Annotated in this window: 17 protein-coding genes and 2 rRNA genes; 3 read left to right on the top strand and 16 right to left on the bottom strand. The window is 72.0% G+C overall.

Annotated elements, in window-relative coordinates; genetic code table 11:
* Positions 1 to 5: 5 nt before the first annotated feature.
* The 9 genes from IEY98_RS22025 to IEY98_RS22060 all read right to left on the bottom strand — a co-directional run bounded on the left by IEY98_RS22025 (position 6) and on the right by IEY98_RS22060 (position 5,673).
* The gene (locus tag IEY98_RS22025) at positions 6 to 176 is read right to left on the bottom strand and encodes a hypothetical protein (protein ID WP_189212438.1); all 171 of its coding nucleotides are present in this window, start codon (positions 174 to 176) and stop codon (positions 6 to 8) included.
* Positions 173 to 1,039 (bottom strand): class I SAM-dependent methyltransferase, encoded by an 867-nt coding sequence (locus tag IEY98_RS22030; RefSeq protein WP_189212439.1) that lies wholly within the window; start codon positions 1,037 to 1,039, stop codon positions 173 to 175. The genes IEY98_RS22025 and IEY98_RS22030 overlap by 4 nt, the downstream gene beginning before the upstream one ends.
* Positions 1,040 to 1,057: 18 nt before the next feature.
* On the bottom strand, positions 1,058 to 1,699 hold the full coding sequence (locus IEY98_RS32795) for a DUF742 domain-containing protein (protein WP_229787176.1): 642 nt from the start codon (positions 1,697 to 1,699) through the stop codon (positions 1,058 to 1,060).
* 117 nt (positions 1,700 to 1,816) lie between these two features.
* Positions 1,817 to 2,140, bottom strand: coding sequence for a hypothetical protein (locus tag IEY98_RS32800; RefSeq protein WP_229787177.1), 324 nt, complete (start codon positions 2,138 to 2,140; stop codon positions 1,817 to 1,819).
* The gene (locus tag IEY98_RS32805) at positions 2,137 to 2,445 is read right to left on the bottom strand and encodes an alcohol dehydrogenase catalytic domain-containing protein (RefSeq protein ID WP_229787179.1); all 309 of its coding nucleotides are present in this window, start codon (positions 2,443 to 2,445) and stop codon (positions 2,137 to 2,139) included. Before IEY98_RS32805 ends, IEY98_RS32800 begins: the two co-directional genes overlap by 4 nt.
* Before the next feature lie 112 nt (positions 2,446 to 2,557).
* Positions 2,558 to 2,776, bottom strand: a complete 219-nt coding sequence (locus IEY98_RS22045; protein ID WP_189212440.1) for a hypothetical protein — start codon at positions 2,774 to 2,776, stop codon at positions 2,558 to 2,560.
* The gene (locus IEY98_RS22050) at positions 2,773 to 3,162 is read right to left on the bottom strand and encodes a WhiB family transcriptional regulator (protein ID WP_373292424.1); all 390 of its coding nucleotides are present in this window, start codon (positions 3,160 to 3,162) and stop codon (positions 2,773 to 2,775) included. The genes IEY98_RS22045 and IEY98_RS22050 overlap by 4 nt, the downstream gene beginning before the upstream one ends.
* Before the next feature lie 99 nt (positions 3,163 to 3,261).
* Positions 3,262 to 3,462: a hypothetical protein gene (locus tag IEY98_RS22055; protein ID WP_189212441.1), complete on the bottom strand. Its 201-nt coding sequence runs from the start codon at positions 3,460 to 3,462 to the stop codon at positions 3,262 to 3,264.
* Positions 3,463 to 3,588: 126 nt separating this feature from the next.
* A complete protein-coding gene (locus tag IEY98_RS22060) occupies positions 3,589 to 5,673 on the bottom strand; it encodes an ATP-dependent DNA helicase UvrD2 (RefSeq protein ID WP_189212442.1) in 2,085 nt (694 codons plus the stop codon).
* A 62-nt stretch (positions 5,674 to 5,735) separates the two neighbouring features.
* Here IEY98_RS22060 and IEY98_RS22065 point away from each other — a divergent pair, with 62 nt between their 5' ends.
* Entirely contained in the window at positions 5,736 to 6,476 is a 741-nt protein-coding gene (locus tag IEY98_RS22065) for a DUF4191 domain-containing protein (RefSeq protein ID WP_189212443.1), read from the top strand.
* Here IEY98_RS22065 and IEY98_RS22070 read toward each other — a convergent pair whose 3' ends face one another.
* Positions 6,477 to 6,959, bottom strand: a complete 483-nt coding sequence (locus tag IEY98_RS22070; RefSeq protein WP_189212444.1) for an RDD family protein — start codon at positions 6,957 to 6,959, stop codon at positions 6,477 to 6,479.
* A 187-nt stretch (positions 6,960 to 7,146) separates the two neighbouring features.
* Between IEY98_RS22070 and glnA the strand changes: the two genes are divergently transcribed.
* Both glnA and IEY98_RS22080 read left to right on the top strand, forming a co-directional pair.
* Positions 7,147 to 8,571: a type I glutamate--ammonia ligase gene (gene glnA / locus IEY98_RS22075; protein ID WP_189212445.1), complete on the top strand. Its 1,425-nt coding sequence runs from the start codon at positions 7,147 to 7,149 to the stop codon at positions 8,569 to 8,571.
* 192 nt (positions 8,572 to 8,763) lie between these two features.
* Positions 8,764 to 9,843, top strand: a complete 1,080-nt coding sequence (locus IEY98_RS22080) for a P-loop NTPase family protein (protein WP_189212446.1) — start codon at positions 8,764 to 8,766, stop codon at positions 9,841 to 9,843.
* On the opposite strand, the gene IEY98_RS22085 is transcribed toward IEY98_RS22080, so the two are convergent.
* The 6 genes from IEY98_RS22085 to IEY98_RS22110 all read right to left on the bottom strand — a co-directional run.
* Positions 9,840 to 10,253: an acyl-CoA thioesterase gene (locus tag IEY98_RS22085; protein WP_189212447.1), complete on the bottom strand. Its 414-nt coding sequence runs from the start codon at positions 10,251 to 10,253 to the stop codon at positions 9,840 to 9,842. The genes IEY98_RS22080 and IEY98_RS22085 overlap by 4 nt on opposite strands.
* 54 nt (positions 10,254 to 10,307) lie before the next feature.
* Entirely contained in the window at positions 10,308 to 13,298 is a 2,991-nt protein-coding gene (locus IEY98_RS22090) for a bifunctional [glutamine synthetase] adenylyltransferase/[glutamine synthetase]-adenylyl-L-tyrosine phosphorylase (protein ID WP_189212448.1), read from the bottom strand.
* Between the two features lie 3 nt (positions 13,299 to 13,301).
* Complete coding sequence (locus tag IEY98_RS22095; RefSeq protein WP_189212449.1) at positions 13,302 to 14,036, bottom strand: type 1 glutamine amidotransferase; 735 nt, start codon at positions 14,034 to 14,036, stop codon at positions 13,302 to 13,304.
* Positions 14,033 to 14,893, bottom strand: a complete 861-nt coding sequence (locus tag IEY98_RS22100; protein ID WP_229787181.1) for a GNAT family N-acetyltransferase — start codon at positions 14,891 to 14,893, stop codon at positions 14,033 to 14,035. The genes IEY98_RS22095 and IEY98_RS22100 overlap by 4 nt, the downstream gene beginning before the upstream one ends.
* A gap of 122 nt (positions 14,894 to 15,015) precedes the next feature.
* Positions 15,016 to 15,132: ribosomal RNA gene (gene rrf, locus IEY98_RS22105) — 5S ribosomal RNA — on the bottom strand.
* Between the two features lie 105 nt (positions 15,133 to 15,237).
* Positions 15,238 to 15,404: ribosomal RNA gene (locus tag IEY98_RS22110) — 23S ribosomal RNA — on the bottom strand; the annotation flags it as partial.

Here is a 15,404-nt window from a genome sequence, read left to right on the forward strand (position 1 = left end):
TCGGCTCACCACCAGTCCGAGGTCAGCTTGGCCTCGATGCTGCGCAGGTGCTCGCGGGCGCACTCCGGGCAGTACCACCGCGTGCCGCGCTCGTCGGTGTCGCGGACCCAGGCCAGCCGGGCCGCCGGGTCCGCGTCGTCGCGGGGGCGGCCGCAGCGGGCGCAGCGCTCGGTCATTTCGTGCCCAGGTGCACGGTCGACGCGGCCAGGACGAACACGTCGTCGCGGGCGCCGACCCAGTCCGGGCCGTTCTCGTCCAGGAGGCGGGCGACGGTCTCCCGGTCCGACTCCGACAGCCACTCCTCCCCCACACCGGACAGCCACGCCAGCCAGTCGGCGACGAAGCGGCGGACGGGTTCCGCGCCGGGGGCGGGCAGGTCGACGAGGTAGCTGAACGCCCGGACGTCGCTCAGGCCCGCGTCGGCGAGCAGCCGGTTCCAGCCGACCCCGGTGCGCACCACGCCCTCCATGCCCGCGCGCATCCTGGTGAACCACTCCGCGCGGGCGGCGTGCAGGCGGTCCTCAAGGCCGGGCTCGCCCACGCCCAGGTCCCACGGCAGGCATCGCTTGGTCAGCCCGCCCTCGACCAGGGCCAGCGTCCCGCCCGGCCGGACGATCCCGGCCAGCCGCGCGACCCCGGCCCGCTCGTCGGGCAGGTGGTGCACGACCCGCGACGCCCACACCAGGTCGCCCGCGGGGACCGCGGCGGCGAGCCCGTCGTCGGCCGCGTCGAACTCGACCGGCACGATCTCGATCCGGTCCCCCGCGGCCGCCCGGACGGCGTCGATCGCGGCCGCCTGCAGCTCGGGAACCGCGTCGACCAGCACGATGCGGCCGCCGCCGCGCACCGCCAGCGCGGCGGCGAAGGCCGCGGCCATCCCGCCGGAGCCGGATCCGACGTCGACGACCGTGGCGCCCGGGGGCAGCGGGTCCACGAGCCGGTGGGCGACCAGGCCGTTGACCTCGGCCTCCAACGCGTCGGTCCGCCGCATCTCGGCGATCCGCTCGGTCCAGTCGATTCGGTCATGCGTGTGCGCCATGTCAGCAGAAACTAGTGCTCACAGTCGGCGAAGTCCCGTGAGCACCCGGTTCAACATCGTCAGGTCGGGCACCCCGTCCGGCGTCGCGTGCACGCGGACGACCCCGGCCGCGGCCAGGTCCGCGATCAGCACCCGGGCCACGCCCAGCGGCACCGACAGCAGCGCGGCGACCTCGGCGACCGACCGCGGCGTCCGGCACAGCTCGGTGATCGCCCGCGACGACCACGACGTCCGCGCGTCCAGCCGGACGGTGTGCACGAGGGCCTCGATCGCCAGGTCCCCTCGGGCCCGGGTGCGGCCGCGGGTCCACGCGTACGGCCGCACCAGCGCGTGCGACTCCGGGCGGGTCAGCCAGTCGGCGTACTCGTCGGTCCAGTGGTCCTCCCCCGTCTCGACCGGGGTGTCGGCGTCCCACCAGGCGTCGGCGACCGGGGCCGGGTCCGCTTTCCGCGCCTCGCGCTTGCGTTTGCGGCCCGTCCGGCCGAATCGCGCCCCGGTCAGGCCGATCGGCGAGTCCGCGGCGGGCGGTTCCGCCAGGACGGGATCGACCTCGGCGGCGGGCAGCGGCCCCTGCGGGCCGAACCGGGCACCGGTGTTGCCGACTTCGGGATTCCCTCGCGCCCGCTGGGTGCTGCGGGCGACCACGGTCTTCTGTACCAACGCCTGCCCCAAGGCTTCCGTCTGACAGAGCGCCCCACGCTAGCGGCGGGACCGGCCACCGAGGTGTCCCGCGCGTTTATTTCGTGTTTCTCCACTCGAACGGCGCAAGGCCTGCCGTCAGACGGTGAGCAGGACCTTGACCGCCCGGCGCTCGTCCATCGCCCGGTAGGCCTCGGCGGCCTCCTCCAGCGGAAGCGTGCGGTCGAAGACCCGGCCGGGATCGGTCTTCCGCTCCCAGATGAGCCGGATCAGCTCCGGCAGGAACCGGCGCCTGCATCGTCGACTCCTGCATGCCGCCGGCCTCGACCACGCTGTGCGCGCCCAACCCGCCGGTCGGCCCAGGACCGCCATGAGGCCGACCGCCCCGTCCCCGACGACGGCGAAGGGGATGCGGGCGCGTTCGGCCTGGGTGCCGATCTGCGACACGAAGGAGGCGTTCACGCACTTGGGCTGGTAGCCGGGGCGGCAGATCTCGCAGGTGTTGTCGGAGATGACGAACGACCCACGACGAAGTCGCCGACCGCGACGGTCCGCACGTCCGCGCCGACCTCCTCGACCACCCCGACGTACTCGTGGCCCATCACCTGGTGGTCGGCGGGCTCGACGCCGCGGTAGGGCCACAGGTCGGACCCGCAGACGCGGGTGGCCGTCACCCGGATGACCGCGTCCGTCGGCTCGACGATCCTCGGCTCCTCGCGGTCGGTCACCCGCACATCGCCTGCTGCCCGCATGACCACTCCGCGCATGTCCGCCTCCTCGGCCCCCTACTCCCGCAGGACCCACCGGAGTCGGCGGACGCGCTGGCTGAACGCGGACAACCCCGCCACCGGGTGGTGGCGGGGTTGTCCGATCGTCGGTTCACTCCGGGAGCGTGGCGCTCTCCGCGCGCTGGGCGGCCCAATGCGAGACCCGCTCCCAGCGCCTGGCTCGGAGGAGGCCGCGGACCAGGCGGTGCTTGCGCGCCGCCTGCTCCGCCTCCCGCATTCGGGATCTGGCGAGATGTTCGTAGATCAGCATTTGCGTGCTTCCCTCAGGGGTGTAGTCGTACGGCTTCGGGGTGATCAGGTGCGTGTTCATGCGGCGACCTCGTTTCGGGCGCGGGCCGCGCGCTCGGCGGCGTCGCGGGCGGCGTCCTCCTTGCGCGGGCGGCCGCGGGGCCGCTTGCGCGGGATGACCACGCCCCGCTCGAAGATCTCGCCGCCCCAGACGCCCCACGGCTCGTGCCGGGCCAGCGCGGCGGCCAGGCAGGCCGCGCGGACCGGGCAGTCCTCGCAGAGGGTCTTGGCGCGCTCGAGCTCGGCGGGCGCGTCGGCGAACCACAGGTCGGGGTTGTCGGACGACCGGCAGGGCAGGTCAAGCCCGGCGTGCGGAGCCGCGTCGAGCAGCTCGCTCACACCGGTGCTGGACATGTCCAGCAGGTCGGGGAGCACTCCGGCGGTGCGCGGAGCAGTGGCGGTTGACATCTGGTGTCGCTCCAGGTCGAAGTTTTGGGCAAAGAAAAAGGCCGCGGATTCCGGTATCGGAGTCCGCGGCCTCGGGAGCCTGGGTGAGTTGACGTGGCGTCAAGTCACCCATCCCGAGGTGGCGGACGGGAGAGTGGCGGTGAAATCGATGCGCTCGGCGCGCTGCCGTGCCGAAACGACGCTCGCGGAGGCGCCGACGCGCTCGCGGACGTGCTTCGGGCAGACCCCAGCCCCAGACACAGCTCCGCCCATGGGCAGCGCGAGGTAGCCTGGGGTCATCTGGATCATGATGTTCTCCACGATGGCCACCTCCTCACTCGCTGTCGTTTGGGCGGAACTCCCGGGCAGTTCGATCCCGGTGATTGCAGGTTATTGGCCCCACGGCGGGGGCCGCAACCGATTTTCCACTTCTCGGCGTGACGCCGGTCACACTCGTTTGGCCGAGTCGCCGCCGGAGACCAGCGACAGCACCTCGGCGCCGAACTTCTCCAGCTTCTGGGCCCCGATGCCGGAGATCGCCACGAGCGCGGCCCGATCCACCGGACGTTGTTCGGCGATGGCCATCAGCGTCGCGTCAGTGAAAATCACGTAGGCGGGCACCTTCAGCGCCCGGGACCGCTCGTGCCGCCACTCCCGCAGCCGGTCGAGCAGCGGCTCGTCCACCTCGGCCGGGCAGTCCTCGCAGCGGCCCAGCTTGACCGCGAGCGCCCCGACCAGCCGCGCCTCGCACACCCGGCAGAACTTCTCGGTGAACCGCTGCCGGACCGTCGACTCCCGCTTGACCGGCAGCCGCGCCGCGGGGTGGTTGTCCGGGATGAGCCCGTAGAGGAACCGGCTGCGCCTGCGGTAGCGCCCGCCGCCCTCGGTCCGCGCCAGCGACCACGACAGCGACAGGTGCTCGCGGGCGCGCGTCACCCCGACGTACAGCAGCCGCCGCTCCTCCTCGACAGCGGCGGCGTCGCCGTCGGCGTGCTGGATCGGCAGCGTCCCCTCGACCAGGCCGACGAGGAACACCGCGTCCCACTCCAGGCCCTTGGCCGCGTGCAGCGACGCCAGCGTCACGCCGTCGACCGAGGGCGGGTGCTGGGCCTGCGCGCGCTGCTCCAGCTCGTGGCAGAACCGCCGCAGGTCGGCGTCGGCCACCGCGGCCGCCAGCTCCTCGGCCACCTCGACCAGCGCCAGCAGCGACTCCCACCGCTCCCGCGCCGAGCCGCCCGCGGGCGGTTCGGCCGTCAGCCCGACCGCCTCCAGCACCGACCGCACCTGCCCGGGCAGATCGCCGGTGGGCGGGTTGACGGCGGCCGTGCGCAGCGCCGCCACCGCCTGCCGGATCTCCTGGCGGGCGAAGAACCGCTCGCCACCGCGCACCAGGTAGGGGATGCCCGCCTCGGCCAGCGCCTGCTCGTAGACCTCCGACTGCGCGTTGATGCGGAACAGCACCGCTATCTCGCGCAGCGGCGTGCCCGCCTCGGCCAGCTCCTTGACCCGCGCGACCACCGCGGCGGCCTCGGCGGGCTCGTCGTCGAACTCGGCGAACACCGGCTGCGGCCCCGACGGCCGCTGCCCGACCAGCCGCAGCCGCGACCCGGCCGGGCGGTCGCGCGCGGCCGAGATGACCCGGTTGGCCAGCGACACGACCTCCGGCGTCGAGCGGTAGTCCCGCTCCAGCCGCACCACCACCGCGTCCGGGTAGCGCCTGCTGAAATCCAGCAGCGGCCGCGGCGAGGCTCCCGCGAACGAGTAGATGGTCTGGTTGGCGTCCCCGACCACCGTGATGTCGTCGCGCTTGCCCAGCCACGCGTCCAGCACCCGCTGCTGCAGCGGGGTCACGTCCTGGTACTCGTCCACCACGAAGCACCGGTACCGGTCGCGGAACTCCTCGGCCACCGCCGAGTGCTCCTCCAGCGCCGCCGCCGTGTGCAGCAGGAGGTCGTCGAAGTCCAGCAGCCGGGCCCGGTTCTTCAGCGCCTCGTAGCCCGCGTACACCGCCGCCACCAGGTCGGCGGACACGGGCGTGGACCGGTGCGCCCTGGCGACCGCCGCCGGGTAGTCCTCCGGCCCGATCAGCGTCGCCTTGGCCCACTCGATCTCGGCCGCGAGGTCCCGCAGCGACTCCCGCTCGGTCGCCGCGCCCGCGCGGTGAGCCGCCTGACCCACCAAACGCAGCTTGCCGTCGATCAGTTCCCACGGTTCGTCGCCGACCACGCGCGGCCAGAAGTACCGCAGCTGGCGCAGCGCGGCGGAGTGGAACGTGCGGGCCTGCGCCGCGTGGATGTCCATCGCCCGAAGCCGGGTCCGCAGCTCCCCCGCCGCCCGGGTCGTGAACGTGACGGCGAGCACCTGACCTGCGGCGACGTGCCCGTCGTGGACCAGAGCGGCGATGCGGCTGACGATCGTCCTCGTCTTGCCCGTCCCGGCGCCCGCGAGCACGCACACCGGCCCCCTCGGGGCCCGCACGGCGGCCAGCTGGTCCGGATCGAGCCCCTCTGAGAATCCCCGCGCGCCGGCCATGCCCAGCATCTTGACAGAGCGCACCGGTGGAGAGCGCGAGCCCGCCCCGTATCCTGGGGAACATGGCGGACAAGCAGGACAAGGCGGCTGCCAAGGCAGCGGCCAAGGAGGCCAAGGCGGCCCGCAAGGCCGAGTCGAAGGCCAAGCGCGGGCAGATCTTCCAGGCGTTCAAGATGCAGCGCAAGGAGGACAAGGGCCTCATCCCGTGGATGCTCGGCGCGTTCCTGCTGGTCGTGGCCGTGGTCTTCGGCATCGGCTGGCTGCTGGGCATCGAGTGGTTCCTGCTGCCGGTCGGCATCGCCTTCGGCCTGCTCGCCGCGGTCATCGTCTTCGGCCGCCGCGTCCAGAAGACGGTGTACGGGAAGGCCGAGGGCCAGCCCGGCGCCGCGGCGTGGGCACTGGAGAACCTGCGCGGCCGCTGGCGCGTCACCCCGACCGTCGCGGGCACGACCCAGCTGGACGCCGTGCACCGGGTCATCGGCCGCCCCGGCGTCATCCTGGTCGCGGAGGGTTCCCCGCACCGGGTCAAGACCCTGCTCGGCCAGGAGAAGAAGCGCATCTCCCGGCTCGTGGGCGACACCCCGATCTACGACGTGATCGTGGGCAACGAGGACGGCCAGGTCCCGCTCCGCGGCCTGCAGAAGCACCTGATGAAGCTGCCCAACAACCTGCGCCCGAACGACATCGACACCGTCGAGAAGCGCCTCGCCGCCCTGGCCAGCCGCGGCGCCGCGCTCCCCAAGGGCCCCATGCCCCAGGGCGTCAAGATGCGCAGCGTCCAGCGCACCATCCGGCGGCGCTAGCTAGCGGATCCGCAGCTCGATCGTCCCGGTCAGCCGGTCGTGGAAGCCGCGGCCGTCGCGGTCCCAGATCGCGGCCGGGATGACCAGGCCCGCCAGGACCGTCCTCGGCACGGACCGCAGCGGGCCCACCATCGCCCCGCCGTCCATCCGCACCACGCGCAGGCCCAGCAGCAGCTTGCCCGGCGTGAAGCCCGCCAGCCCGACGCCGACCGCGGTGATGACCAGCCACACGCCCACCGCGACGAGGTTGAACGTCCACTGCGAGGCCAGGTCGTCGAGGTCGCGGTCGACGAAGAGCGACGTCACCAGCGACGCCAGCACCAGGTCGACCAGGAACGCGACCAGCCGCGCGCCCGTCCCCGCCACCGAGCCCGGCCCGCGCTCGGGCAGGCCGAGCCGGTCGCCGCGCCAGCGCGCGTCACCCTCCCGGGGCTCCAGCGCCGCGCCCGCCCCCGACAGCCAGGTGCCACTCCATCTGCTCACCCCACCAGCGTAGGACGAGGTGCCGCGCGTGCCCGTCACTGGCATGCTTCGGGCGAAACCGGCCGTCGTTAACACCGACGAAACATCGGGGTGACTGCCGGGCAACACCGCCCTCATAGCGTCATCACGCAGAGCGGGGAAGCCAGCCTGCCCGTCAAGCAGAGCTAGGAGTAAGGAGCCAATCAGCGTGTTCAACTCTTCCGACGAGGTCCTGCGCTTCATCGCCGACGAGGACGTGAAGTTCGTCGACGTCCGGTTCTGCGACCTGCCCGGCGTCATGCAGCACTTCACCGTCCCGGCGTCCGCCTTCGACGAGGACGCCTTCACCGAGGGCCTGGCCTTCGACGGCTCCTCCGTGCGCGGATTCCAGTCGATCCACGAGTCGGACATGCTGCTGCTGCCCGACCCGTACACCGCGCGGCTGGACCCCTTCCGCATCGAGAAGACGCTGATCCTCAACTTCTTCGTGCACGACCCGTTCACCCAGGAGCCCTACAGCCGCGACCCGCGCAACATCGCGCGCAAGGCCGAGCTGTACATCGCCGAGTCCGGCATCGCCGACACCGCGTACTTCGGCCCCGAGGCGGAGTTCTACACCTTCGACTCGGTGCGCTTCGACTACACCGAGAACGGCTCCTTCCACGAGCTCGACTCCGTCGAGGGCTGGTGGAACACCGGCGCCGACGAGAACGGCAACAACAAGGGTTACAAGACCCGCTTCAAGGGCGGCTACTTCCCCGTCCCGCCGGTCGACCACTTCGCCGACATGCGCGACAAGATGGTCATGAACCTGGCCAACGCGGGCTTCACCGTCGAGCGCGCCCACCACGAGGTCGGCACCGGCGGCCAGGCCGAGATCAACTACCGGTTCAACACGCTGCTGCACGCCGCGGACGACCTGCAGCTGTTCAAGTACATCATCAAGAACACGGCCTGGCAGGAGGGCAAGTCCGCCACCTTCATGCCCAAGCCCCTCTTCGGCGACAACGGCTCCGGCATGCACTGCCACCAGTCGCTGTGGAAGGACGGCGTGCCGCTGTTCCACGACGAGTCGGGCTACGCGGGCCTGTCGGACACCGCCCGCCACTACATCGGCGGCCTGCTGGCGCACGCCCCGTCGCTGCTGGCCTTCACCAACCCGACGGTGAACTCCTACCACCGCCTGGTTCCCGGCTACGAGGCCCCGGTCAGCCTGGTGTACTCGCAGCGCAACCGCTCCGCCTGCGTGCGCATCCCGATCACCGGCAACAACGCCAAGGCCAAGCGCGTCGAGTTCCGCTGCCCGGACTCCTCCGGCAACCCGTACCTGGCCTTCGCCGCCATGGTCATGGCCGGTCTCGACGGCGTGAAGAACAAGATCGAGCCCCCGGCTCCGATCGACAAGGACCTCTACGAGCTGCCGCCCGAGGAGGCCAAGGAGGTCGCGCAGGTCCCGGCGTCGCTGGACCAGGTGCTCGACGCGCTGGAGGCCGACCACGACTACCTGCTCGAGGGCGGCGTGTTCACCCCCGACGTCATCGAGACCTGGGTGGCGTTCAAGCGCGAGCACGAGATCGACCCGCTGCGGCTTCGCCCGCACCCGTACGAGTTCGGCCTGTACTACGACTGCTGATCAGTAGCGGGCCACGGGGCGGCGACCAGGGGTCGTCGCCCCGTTTCCATATACCCGAAAGAGTGGGTTTCCCGAACCGATACCCGCTGTGGCATTCCCTTGACAGCACGGAAAGCCGTACGCTCCCGCGCACACCAGTCCGTCCGGCTCTCGGGCGGGCGCATCTTTCCCAGCGATCGTCGAGGACCCGCCATGTTCGCAACCCTAGATCCAGCGCGCCTAGACCGGCTGAAGACGGCCTACGCGGTGCGCAATCTCGATCGGGAAGCCTCGTTCACCCTCGTCCACCACGCCGATCACCAGCCGACCCACGGCGACGTCGTCCTGGCGGAGATCACCAAGGTCGGCTACCACCAGCTGCTGGAACTCACCGACGGCCGCAAGGCGCGGCTGTACGTGGGCGACGAGGTGCTGGTCGCCTATGGCGCCCGCTACGCCCCCGACCACTTCGAGGCCGAGCTGCCCGACGACCTCGGCGCGTGCGACCTCGTCGCGGCGGGCGGGGTGCTGGGCAAGGTCCGCAGCCGCAACGCCGCGGTCTCCGCGCCGACGACCGTCCGCCCGCTGGGGCTGCTGGGCGACGCGAGCGGCCGGATCATCAACGTCTCCGACCTGGCGCTGGGCACGCCGGTGTCGGCTCTGCGCGTTCCGCCCACGTTCGTCGTCGTGGGCACGTCCATGAACTCGGGCAAGACGACGACCGTCGCGTCCCTCGTGCACGGCCTGACCCGGGCCGGGCTGCGGGTCGGCGCGGCGAAGGTCACCGGCACCGCCGCGGGCGGGGATCCCTGGCTGTTCCGCGACTCCGGCGCGGTCATCGCACTCGACTTCACCGACGCGGGCATGGCGACCACGTTCCGCATCCCCCTGGACCGCCTGGTCGACGGCGCCCTCCTGCTGCACGGCCACCTGATGGCCCGCGGCGTGGACGCCATCGTCCTCGAGGTCGCCGACGGCCTGCTGCAGCCGGAGACCGCGCAGCTGATGGACCGCCCGGAGATCCGCCGGATCACCAGCGGGGTCCTCTTCGCCGCCGCGGACTCCTCCGGCGCCCTCTACGGCGTGCAGCGGCTGCGCGCGGGCAACCACCCGGTGCTGGCGGTCAGCGGCCTGCTCACCACGTCGCCGCTGGCCGTCCGCGAGGCGCAGGCGGGCCTGGACGTCCCGGTCTACGGCGCGCTCGACCTGCAGTCCCCCGCGCTCGCGGGCGAACTGCTGCGCCGCGCCACGGCCGAGGTGCTGATGGACGAGGTCGGCGAGGTCATGGCCTAGTCGAGTTTCCCGAGGTCGAACCCGTGCGCCTCCAGAGCGGCGCGCGGGTCGGCCACCAGCTTGCGCCTGGCGAGGTCCATGACCCCGATGACGCAGGTGATCTCGGCGGACACCGTGCCGTCGAGCTTGGTGATCGTGGAGTCGGCGCGGAACGTCTTGCCCGCGCCGAACTTCACCTCGCAGGTCACGTCGACCGACTCGCCCGCGCGGATCTCCCTGCGGTAGTCGATGGTGGCCGACAGCAGCACCGGCGCGGTCCCGGCCTCGATCAGGCTCGACCAGTGGCAGCCCGCGGCCGCGAAGCCCTCCACCCGGGCGACCTCCGCGTACTGGTGGTACACGGCTTGGTTGAGGTGCCCGAGCGCGTCCAGCTCGTAGCTGCGCACGGGGATGCGGATGCTCCAGGCCATACCCGCACTCTAAGCCGAACGGCCGACGATCCGGCCGCGCGCGTGACCAGTCCCTCAGTCCTCGTAGAACAGCCGCTCGACCACGCCCCGCGCCCGGCGCGTCGTGCGCAGGTAGGCGTCGACGAACGCGCCGGGGTCGGCGCCGGTGTGGCCGACGGCGGCGGCGGTCGCGGCCAGCTCGCGACCGGACCCGGGCAGCTGGTCGGTCGACTTGCCCCGCACGAGCGTGGCGGCGTTGCGCACGTGGGTGGCCAGCAGCCAGGACTCGCGCAGCGCGGCCGCGTCGGCGTCGTCGACGAGCCCGGCCTCCGCCGCGGCGCGCAGGCCGTCCAGTGTGGACGTGGTCCGCAGCGCGGGATGGGCGTGCGCGTGCCGCAGCTGGATCAGCTGGAGGGTCCACTCGACGTCGGCCAGCCCGCCGCGCCCCAGTTTGGTGTGGGTGTTCGGGTTGGCCCCGCGCGGCAGCCGCTCGGTGTCCACCCTGGCCTTGATGCGCCGGATCTCGCGGATCTGGGCGGTGTCGAGCCCATCGCGGGGATACCGGATCGGCTCGATCATCTCGATGAACCGCGCGCCGAGGTCCTCGTCCCCCGCGATGGGGCTCGCGCGCAGCAGCGCCTGTGCCTCCCAGACCTCCGCCCATTGGGTGTAGTACGCGCGATAGGACTCCAGCGTCCGCACCAGCGGGCCGTTCTTGCCCTCCGGGCGCAGATCGACGTCCACGTGCAGCGGCGGGTCGCCGCTGGGTGAGCCGAGCAGCTTGCGCAGGCTCTGCGCGACCCGTCCCGCGTAGCGCACGGCGTCCTGGTCGGACACGCCGTCGGCGGGCTCGCAGACGAACAGGACGTCGGCGTCGGACCCGTAGCCGAGTTCGGCGCCGCCGAGCCTGCCCATGCCGATGACGGCGATGCGGGCCAGGTGGCCGCCGTCCGCCGCCGCCTCGGCCCGGTCGACGGCGGCCAGCGCGGCCTGCAGCACCGCACCCCAGACGCTCGACAGCGCCGCGCAGACGGACTCGACGTCCAGGAACCCCAGGAGGTCGCCGCACGCCACCCGGAGGATCTCGTGGCGCCGCAGCGAGCGCGCGGCGGCCACCGCGTTCCCCAGGTACCCGTGCCGCTTGACGGCGCTGCGCAGCGAGGCGGCGACGTCCGCGGGGTCGCGGTGGGTCAGCTCGCGCGGGTCGGCCAACAGGCGCAGCACCTCGGGCGCGCGGACGATGAGGTCGGGCACCAGCTTCGAGGTGCCCAGCAGCGTCGCCAGCCGCTCGGCGACGGCCCCCTCGTCCCGCAAGACCCGCAGGTACCAGGGTGTGGCGGCCAGCGCCTCGGACACCTTGCGGTAGGCCAGCAGCCCGCCGTCGGGGTCGGGCGTGTTGCCGAGGAGGTCGAGCAGGACGGGCAGCAGCGCGGTCTGGATGGCCGCGCGCCGGGAGACCCCCGACGTGAGGGCCTTGATGTGCTGCAGGGCCCCGTCGGGCGCGGTGTAGCCGAGGGCGGCGAGCCGGGCCTGCGCCTGGCCCGCCGTCAGCCGCAGCGCGTCGGTCGGCACCCGGGAGACGGCGGCGAGCAGCGGTCGGTAGAACAGCTTCTCGTGCAGCCTGCGGATGTGGTTGGCCTGCTTGCGGAACTCCGCCTGCAACGCCTGCGCAGCCGATCGCCCACCCTCGGGCCCGATGCCCATGGACCGGGCGAGCCTGCGCAGCTCAACCGTGTCCTCCTCGGCGGGGAACAGGTGCGTGCGCCGCAGCCGCTGCAACTGCAACCGGTGTTCGAGTGTGCGCATGAACCGGTAGGACTCAGTCAGCTCTGCGGCGTCGGTGCGCCCGACATAGCCGCCCGCGCCGAGCGCGGCCAGCGCGTCCACAGTGGAGGAGAGCCGCAGTGTCTCGTCCGCGCGGCCGTGCACGAGTTGTAGGAGCTGCACGGCGAACTCGACATCGCGGAGCCCGCCTCGGCCGAGCTTGAGGTCCCGCTCGATCAGCTCGGAAGGCACATGGTTCTCCACGCGCCTGCGCATCTCCTGCACGTCGGCGACGAAGTTCTCCCGGTCAGCCGCCGACCACACCATGGGCCGCACGACGCCCATGTACTCCTCGCCCAGCTCCCGGTCCCCCGCGATCGGACGGGCCTTCAGCAGCGCCTGGAACTCCCAGGTGCGCGCCCAGCGCTTGTAGTAGGAGGCGTGCCCGTCCACCGTGCGCACGAGCGCGCCCGCTTTGCCCTCCGGGCGCAGAGCGGCGTCGACCTCGAAACAGGCCTCGCCCGCGACCCGCATCATCGTGCTGGCGACCCGGGCGGCCACGGCGAGGTCGTCCTCGGCGACGAACACGATGTCGACGTCGCTGACGTAGTTGAGCTCGTGCCCGCCGCACTTGCCCATGGCGATGACGGTCAGGCGGGCCTGGTCCTGCGCGCCCTCCTGGTCCGCCCACGCGACGGCGAGCGCGGCCCGCAACGCGGCCTCGGCGAGATCGGTCAGCTGGGCGGTGACCGCGACGTAGTCGGCCGGCGGGACACTCGACTCGACGACGTGGCCGAGGTCGTCCCCCGCGACCTCCATCAGCAGTCCGCGATAAGCGAACCTCAGCGCGCGTACCGCCTTGCGACCGCGCAGCCGGGCGACCGGCCCCTGCGGCCCGTCTCCCTCGGCCCCGACCGCGGCGAGCAGCGCGTCGGTGTAGCCGTCGACGGGAGTGCGGGCGCTGGTGAGCCTGCGCCACTCGCTCGGCCGCACCGCGAGGTGGTCGGCCATCGCCGTCGAGGATCCCAGGACCGCGATGAGCCTGCCGCGGAGCTGCCGGTCCTCGACCAGCGCGGCCCGCAGCTCCGGCCAGCCGTCCGGGTCGGCTTCCCGCACCCGGTCGAGGCCGCGCAGCGCGACGTCCGGCTCCGGGGCACGGGACAACGAGGTCAGGATCGGCTCGTAGTCCGACAGCGGGCCGGAGTCGTCCCAGAGACCGGCGGCGCGCAGTTCGCGCTCCGCCTGGTCGCCGGTGAGGCCGAACCGGGCGGTCGACGGGACGGAGCGGGCGGGATCGGCCATCGGCTAGATCATCGGCAGGGTCGGTCGGGCTGTTTCCGCCGGGGCGAGATCGCCGCGGGCCAAGGCGACGAATCGCTCGGTGAACGGCCGCCAGCACGCCTCGACGTCCTCGTGCAGCTCCGCGAGCCGCGCGGGCGCCAGCTCACCGGGCTTGGCGGAGGCGGCCACATCCGGGTTGCCCGCCGCCCAGCGGAGCACGGTGTCCGGCGAGGTCTCGATGTGGAACTGCACGCCGTAGGCGACCCTGCCGACCCGGAACGCCTGGTTCGGGTAGCGCGCCGCGGCGGCGAGCAGGACGGCCGAGTCGGGCAGCCGCGTCACGACGTCGGAGTGGAACTGCACGACGTCGGGCATCAGCGGCAGGTCGGCGAACAACGGGTCGGTCCACCCGAGGTCGCGCTTGGCGATCAGCCCCGCGCCCGCCTCGGCCCCCTTGTCGCCGACCTCGACCCGCCCGCCCGTGGCGACGGCGAGGAGCTGCGCGCCCAGGCAGATCGCAAGCAGCGGCACACCCTTGGACACGCAGGACGACAGAAACGCGCGGACATCGGCCAGGCGCTCGTCGTTGGCGTTCATCGCGCCACCGAGGCAGACGACGGCCTGATGGTCGCCGAGTTCCAGGGGATCACGACCGTGGCGGACGACGTGCGGCTCCGCGCCTGCGTCGATGAGCCAGTCGGTCAGCCTGCCGGGCGGGTCGTCGTCGTCCAGCTGCAGGACCAGGGTGCGTACGGTCACACGTCGAGGGTATTCGCGACCGGCAGGCGGTGTTCGACGGCCTCCAGCACCGGCCGATACCCGATGCGGCGGTAGATGGCGTTCGACACGGGGTTCGTGACGTCGGTGAACAGCAGCACCTCTCGCGCCCCCTGGTCGAGCGCCGCCTGGGTCACCGCGGCGGTCACCGCGCTGCCGTATCCGCGCCCCCGCTGGTCCTTGGCCGTGTAGACCGGCCCGATCCGGGACATCCCGTGCAGAGGCGGACTGACACCCGCCATCGCCACGGCCGTCCCGTCCGGGTCGCACCACATCCCGAACCTGCGTACGCCGCTAGCGAACGAGCGCCGCACCATCACCTCACCCGCGTCGCCCAAGCCACCCCCGACGTGCGACTCGACGTCGAACTCATCCCACCAGAGCCCCAACAGGGGGATGTCGTCCTCGACCGCCCAGCGGAACGCGCCGGGCACGTCCGGCGGCGTGAACTCCACCAGCCGGTGCAGCCGCAGCGCGAGGGAGTGCAACGCCACTTCGCCCGTAGCGTCTGTCCACAGTGCCATCAACGAGTCCGCGGCATCCCGCGGCCCGGAGAAGCCGCCGCACTCGATCCCCTCCCGCACAAGGTGTTCCACCACGGCTGCATGAGTGCGCGGAGGTAGCCCGGAGACGATGAACGGCCACGGCGGCGTGCGGAACGCGGCGCCGACCGTCCGACCATCCTCCTGGACGGTGATCATCACGACATCCGGGTCATCGTTGTTGAGCGCGCCGGTGAGCACGGTCAACGCCATCGTGTTGCGGACCGGGTCGACCTGGAGCAACGGCAACGCGTGCTCGGCGAACTCGCGCACCTCGGCGTGCATGACCACATCCATGCCCTGCATGGTGCGTCGCCCCGCGGCAAGCGCGCAAACGATTAAAAGCCTGAAGGCCCGTTCTTGTAACAGTCCGAGAAAACTCTCGGAGCCGTTACAAGAACGGGCCTTCAGGTAAAGAAGTCCGGCGGTGTCCTACTCTCCCACACCCTCACGAGTGCAGTACCATCGGCGCTGATGGGCTTAGCTTCCGGGTTCGGAATGGGACCGGGCGTTTCCCCACCGCTAAAACCACCGAAACACTATGAAACAAACAACCCCCACAACTCCCGCACACCGAGTCTCCTCGGGTGCTGGGGGGTGGTTGGTGTCTCAGACACCACACAGTGGATGCGTAACATGTTCGTGGCAAGCCCTCGGCCTATTAGTACCGGTCAACTCCACACCTCACAGTGCTTCCATCTCCGGCCTATCAACCCAGTCGTCTACTGGGGACCTTAACCCTCAAAGGGGTGGGAGACCTCATCTTGGAACAGGCTTCCCGCTTAGATGCCTTCAGCGGTTATCCCTT

This window comes from Actinokineospora fastidiosa, from assembly GCF_014648415.1.
Taxonomy (GTDB): Bacteria; Actinomycetota; Actinomycetes; order Mycobacteriales; family Pseudonocardiaceae; genus Actinokineospora; species Actinokineospora fastidiosa.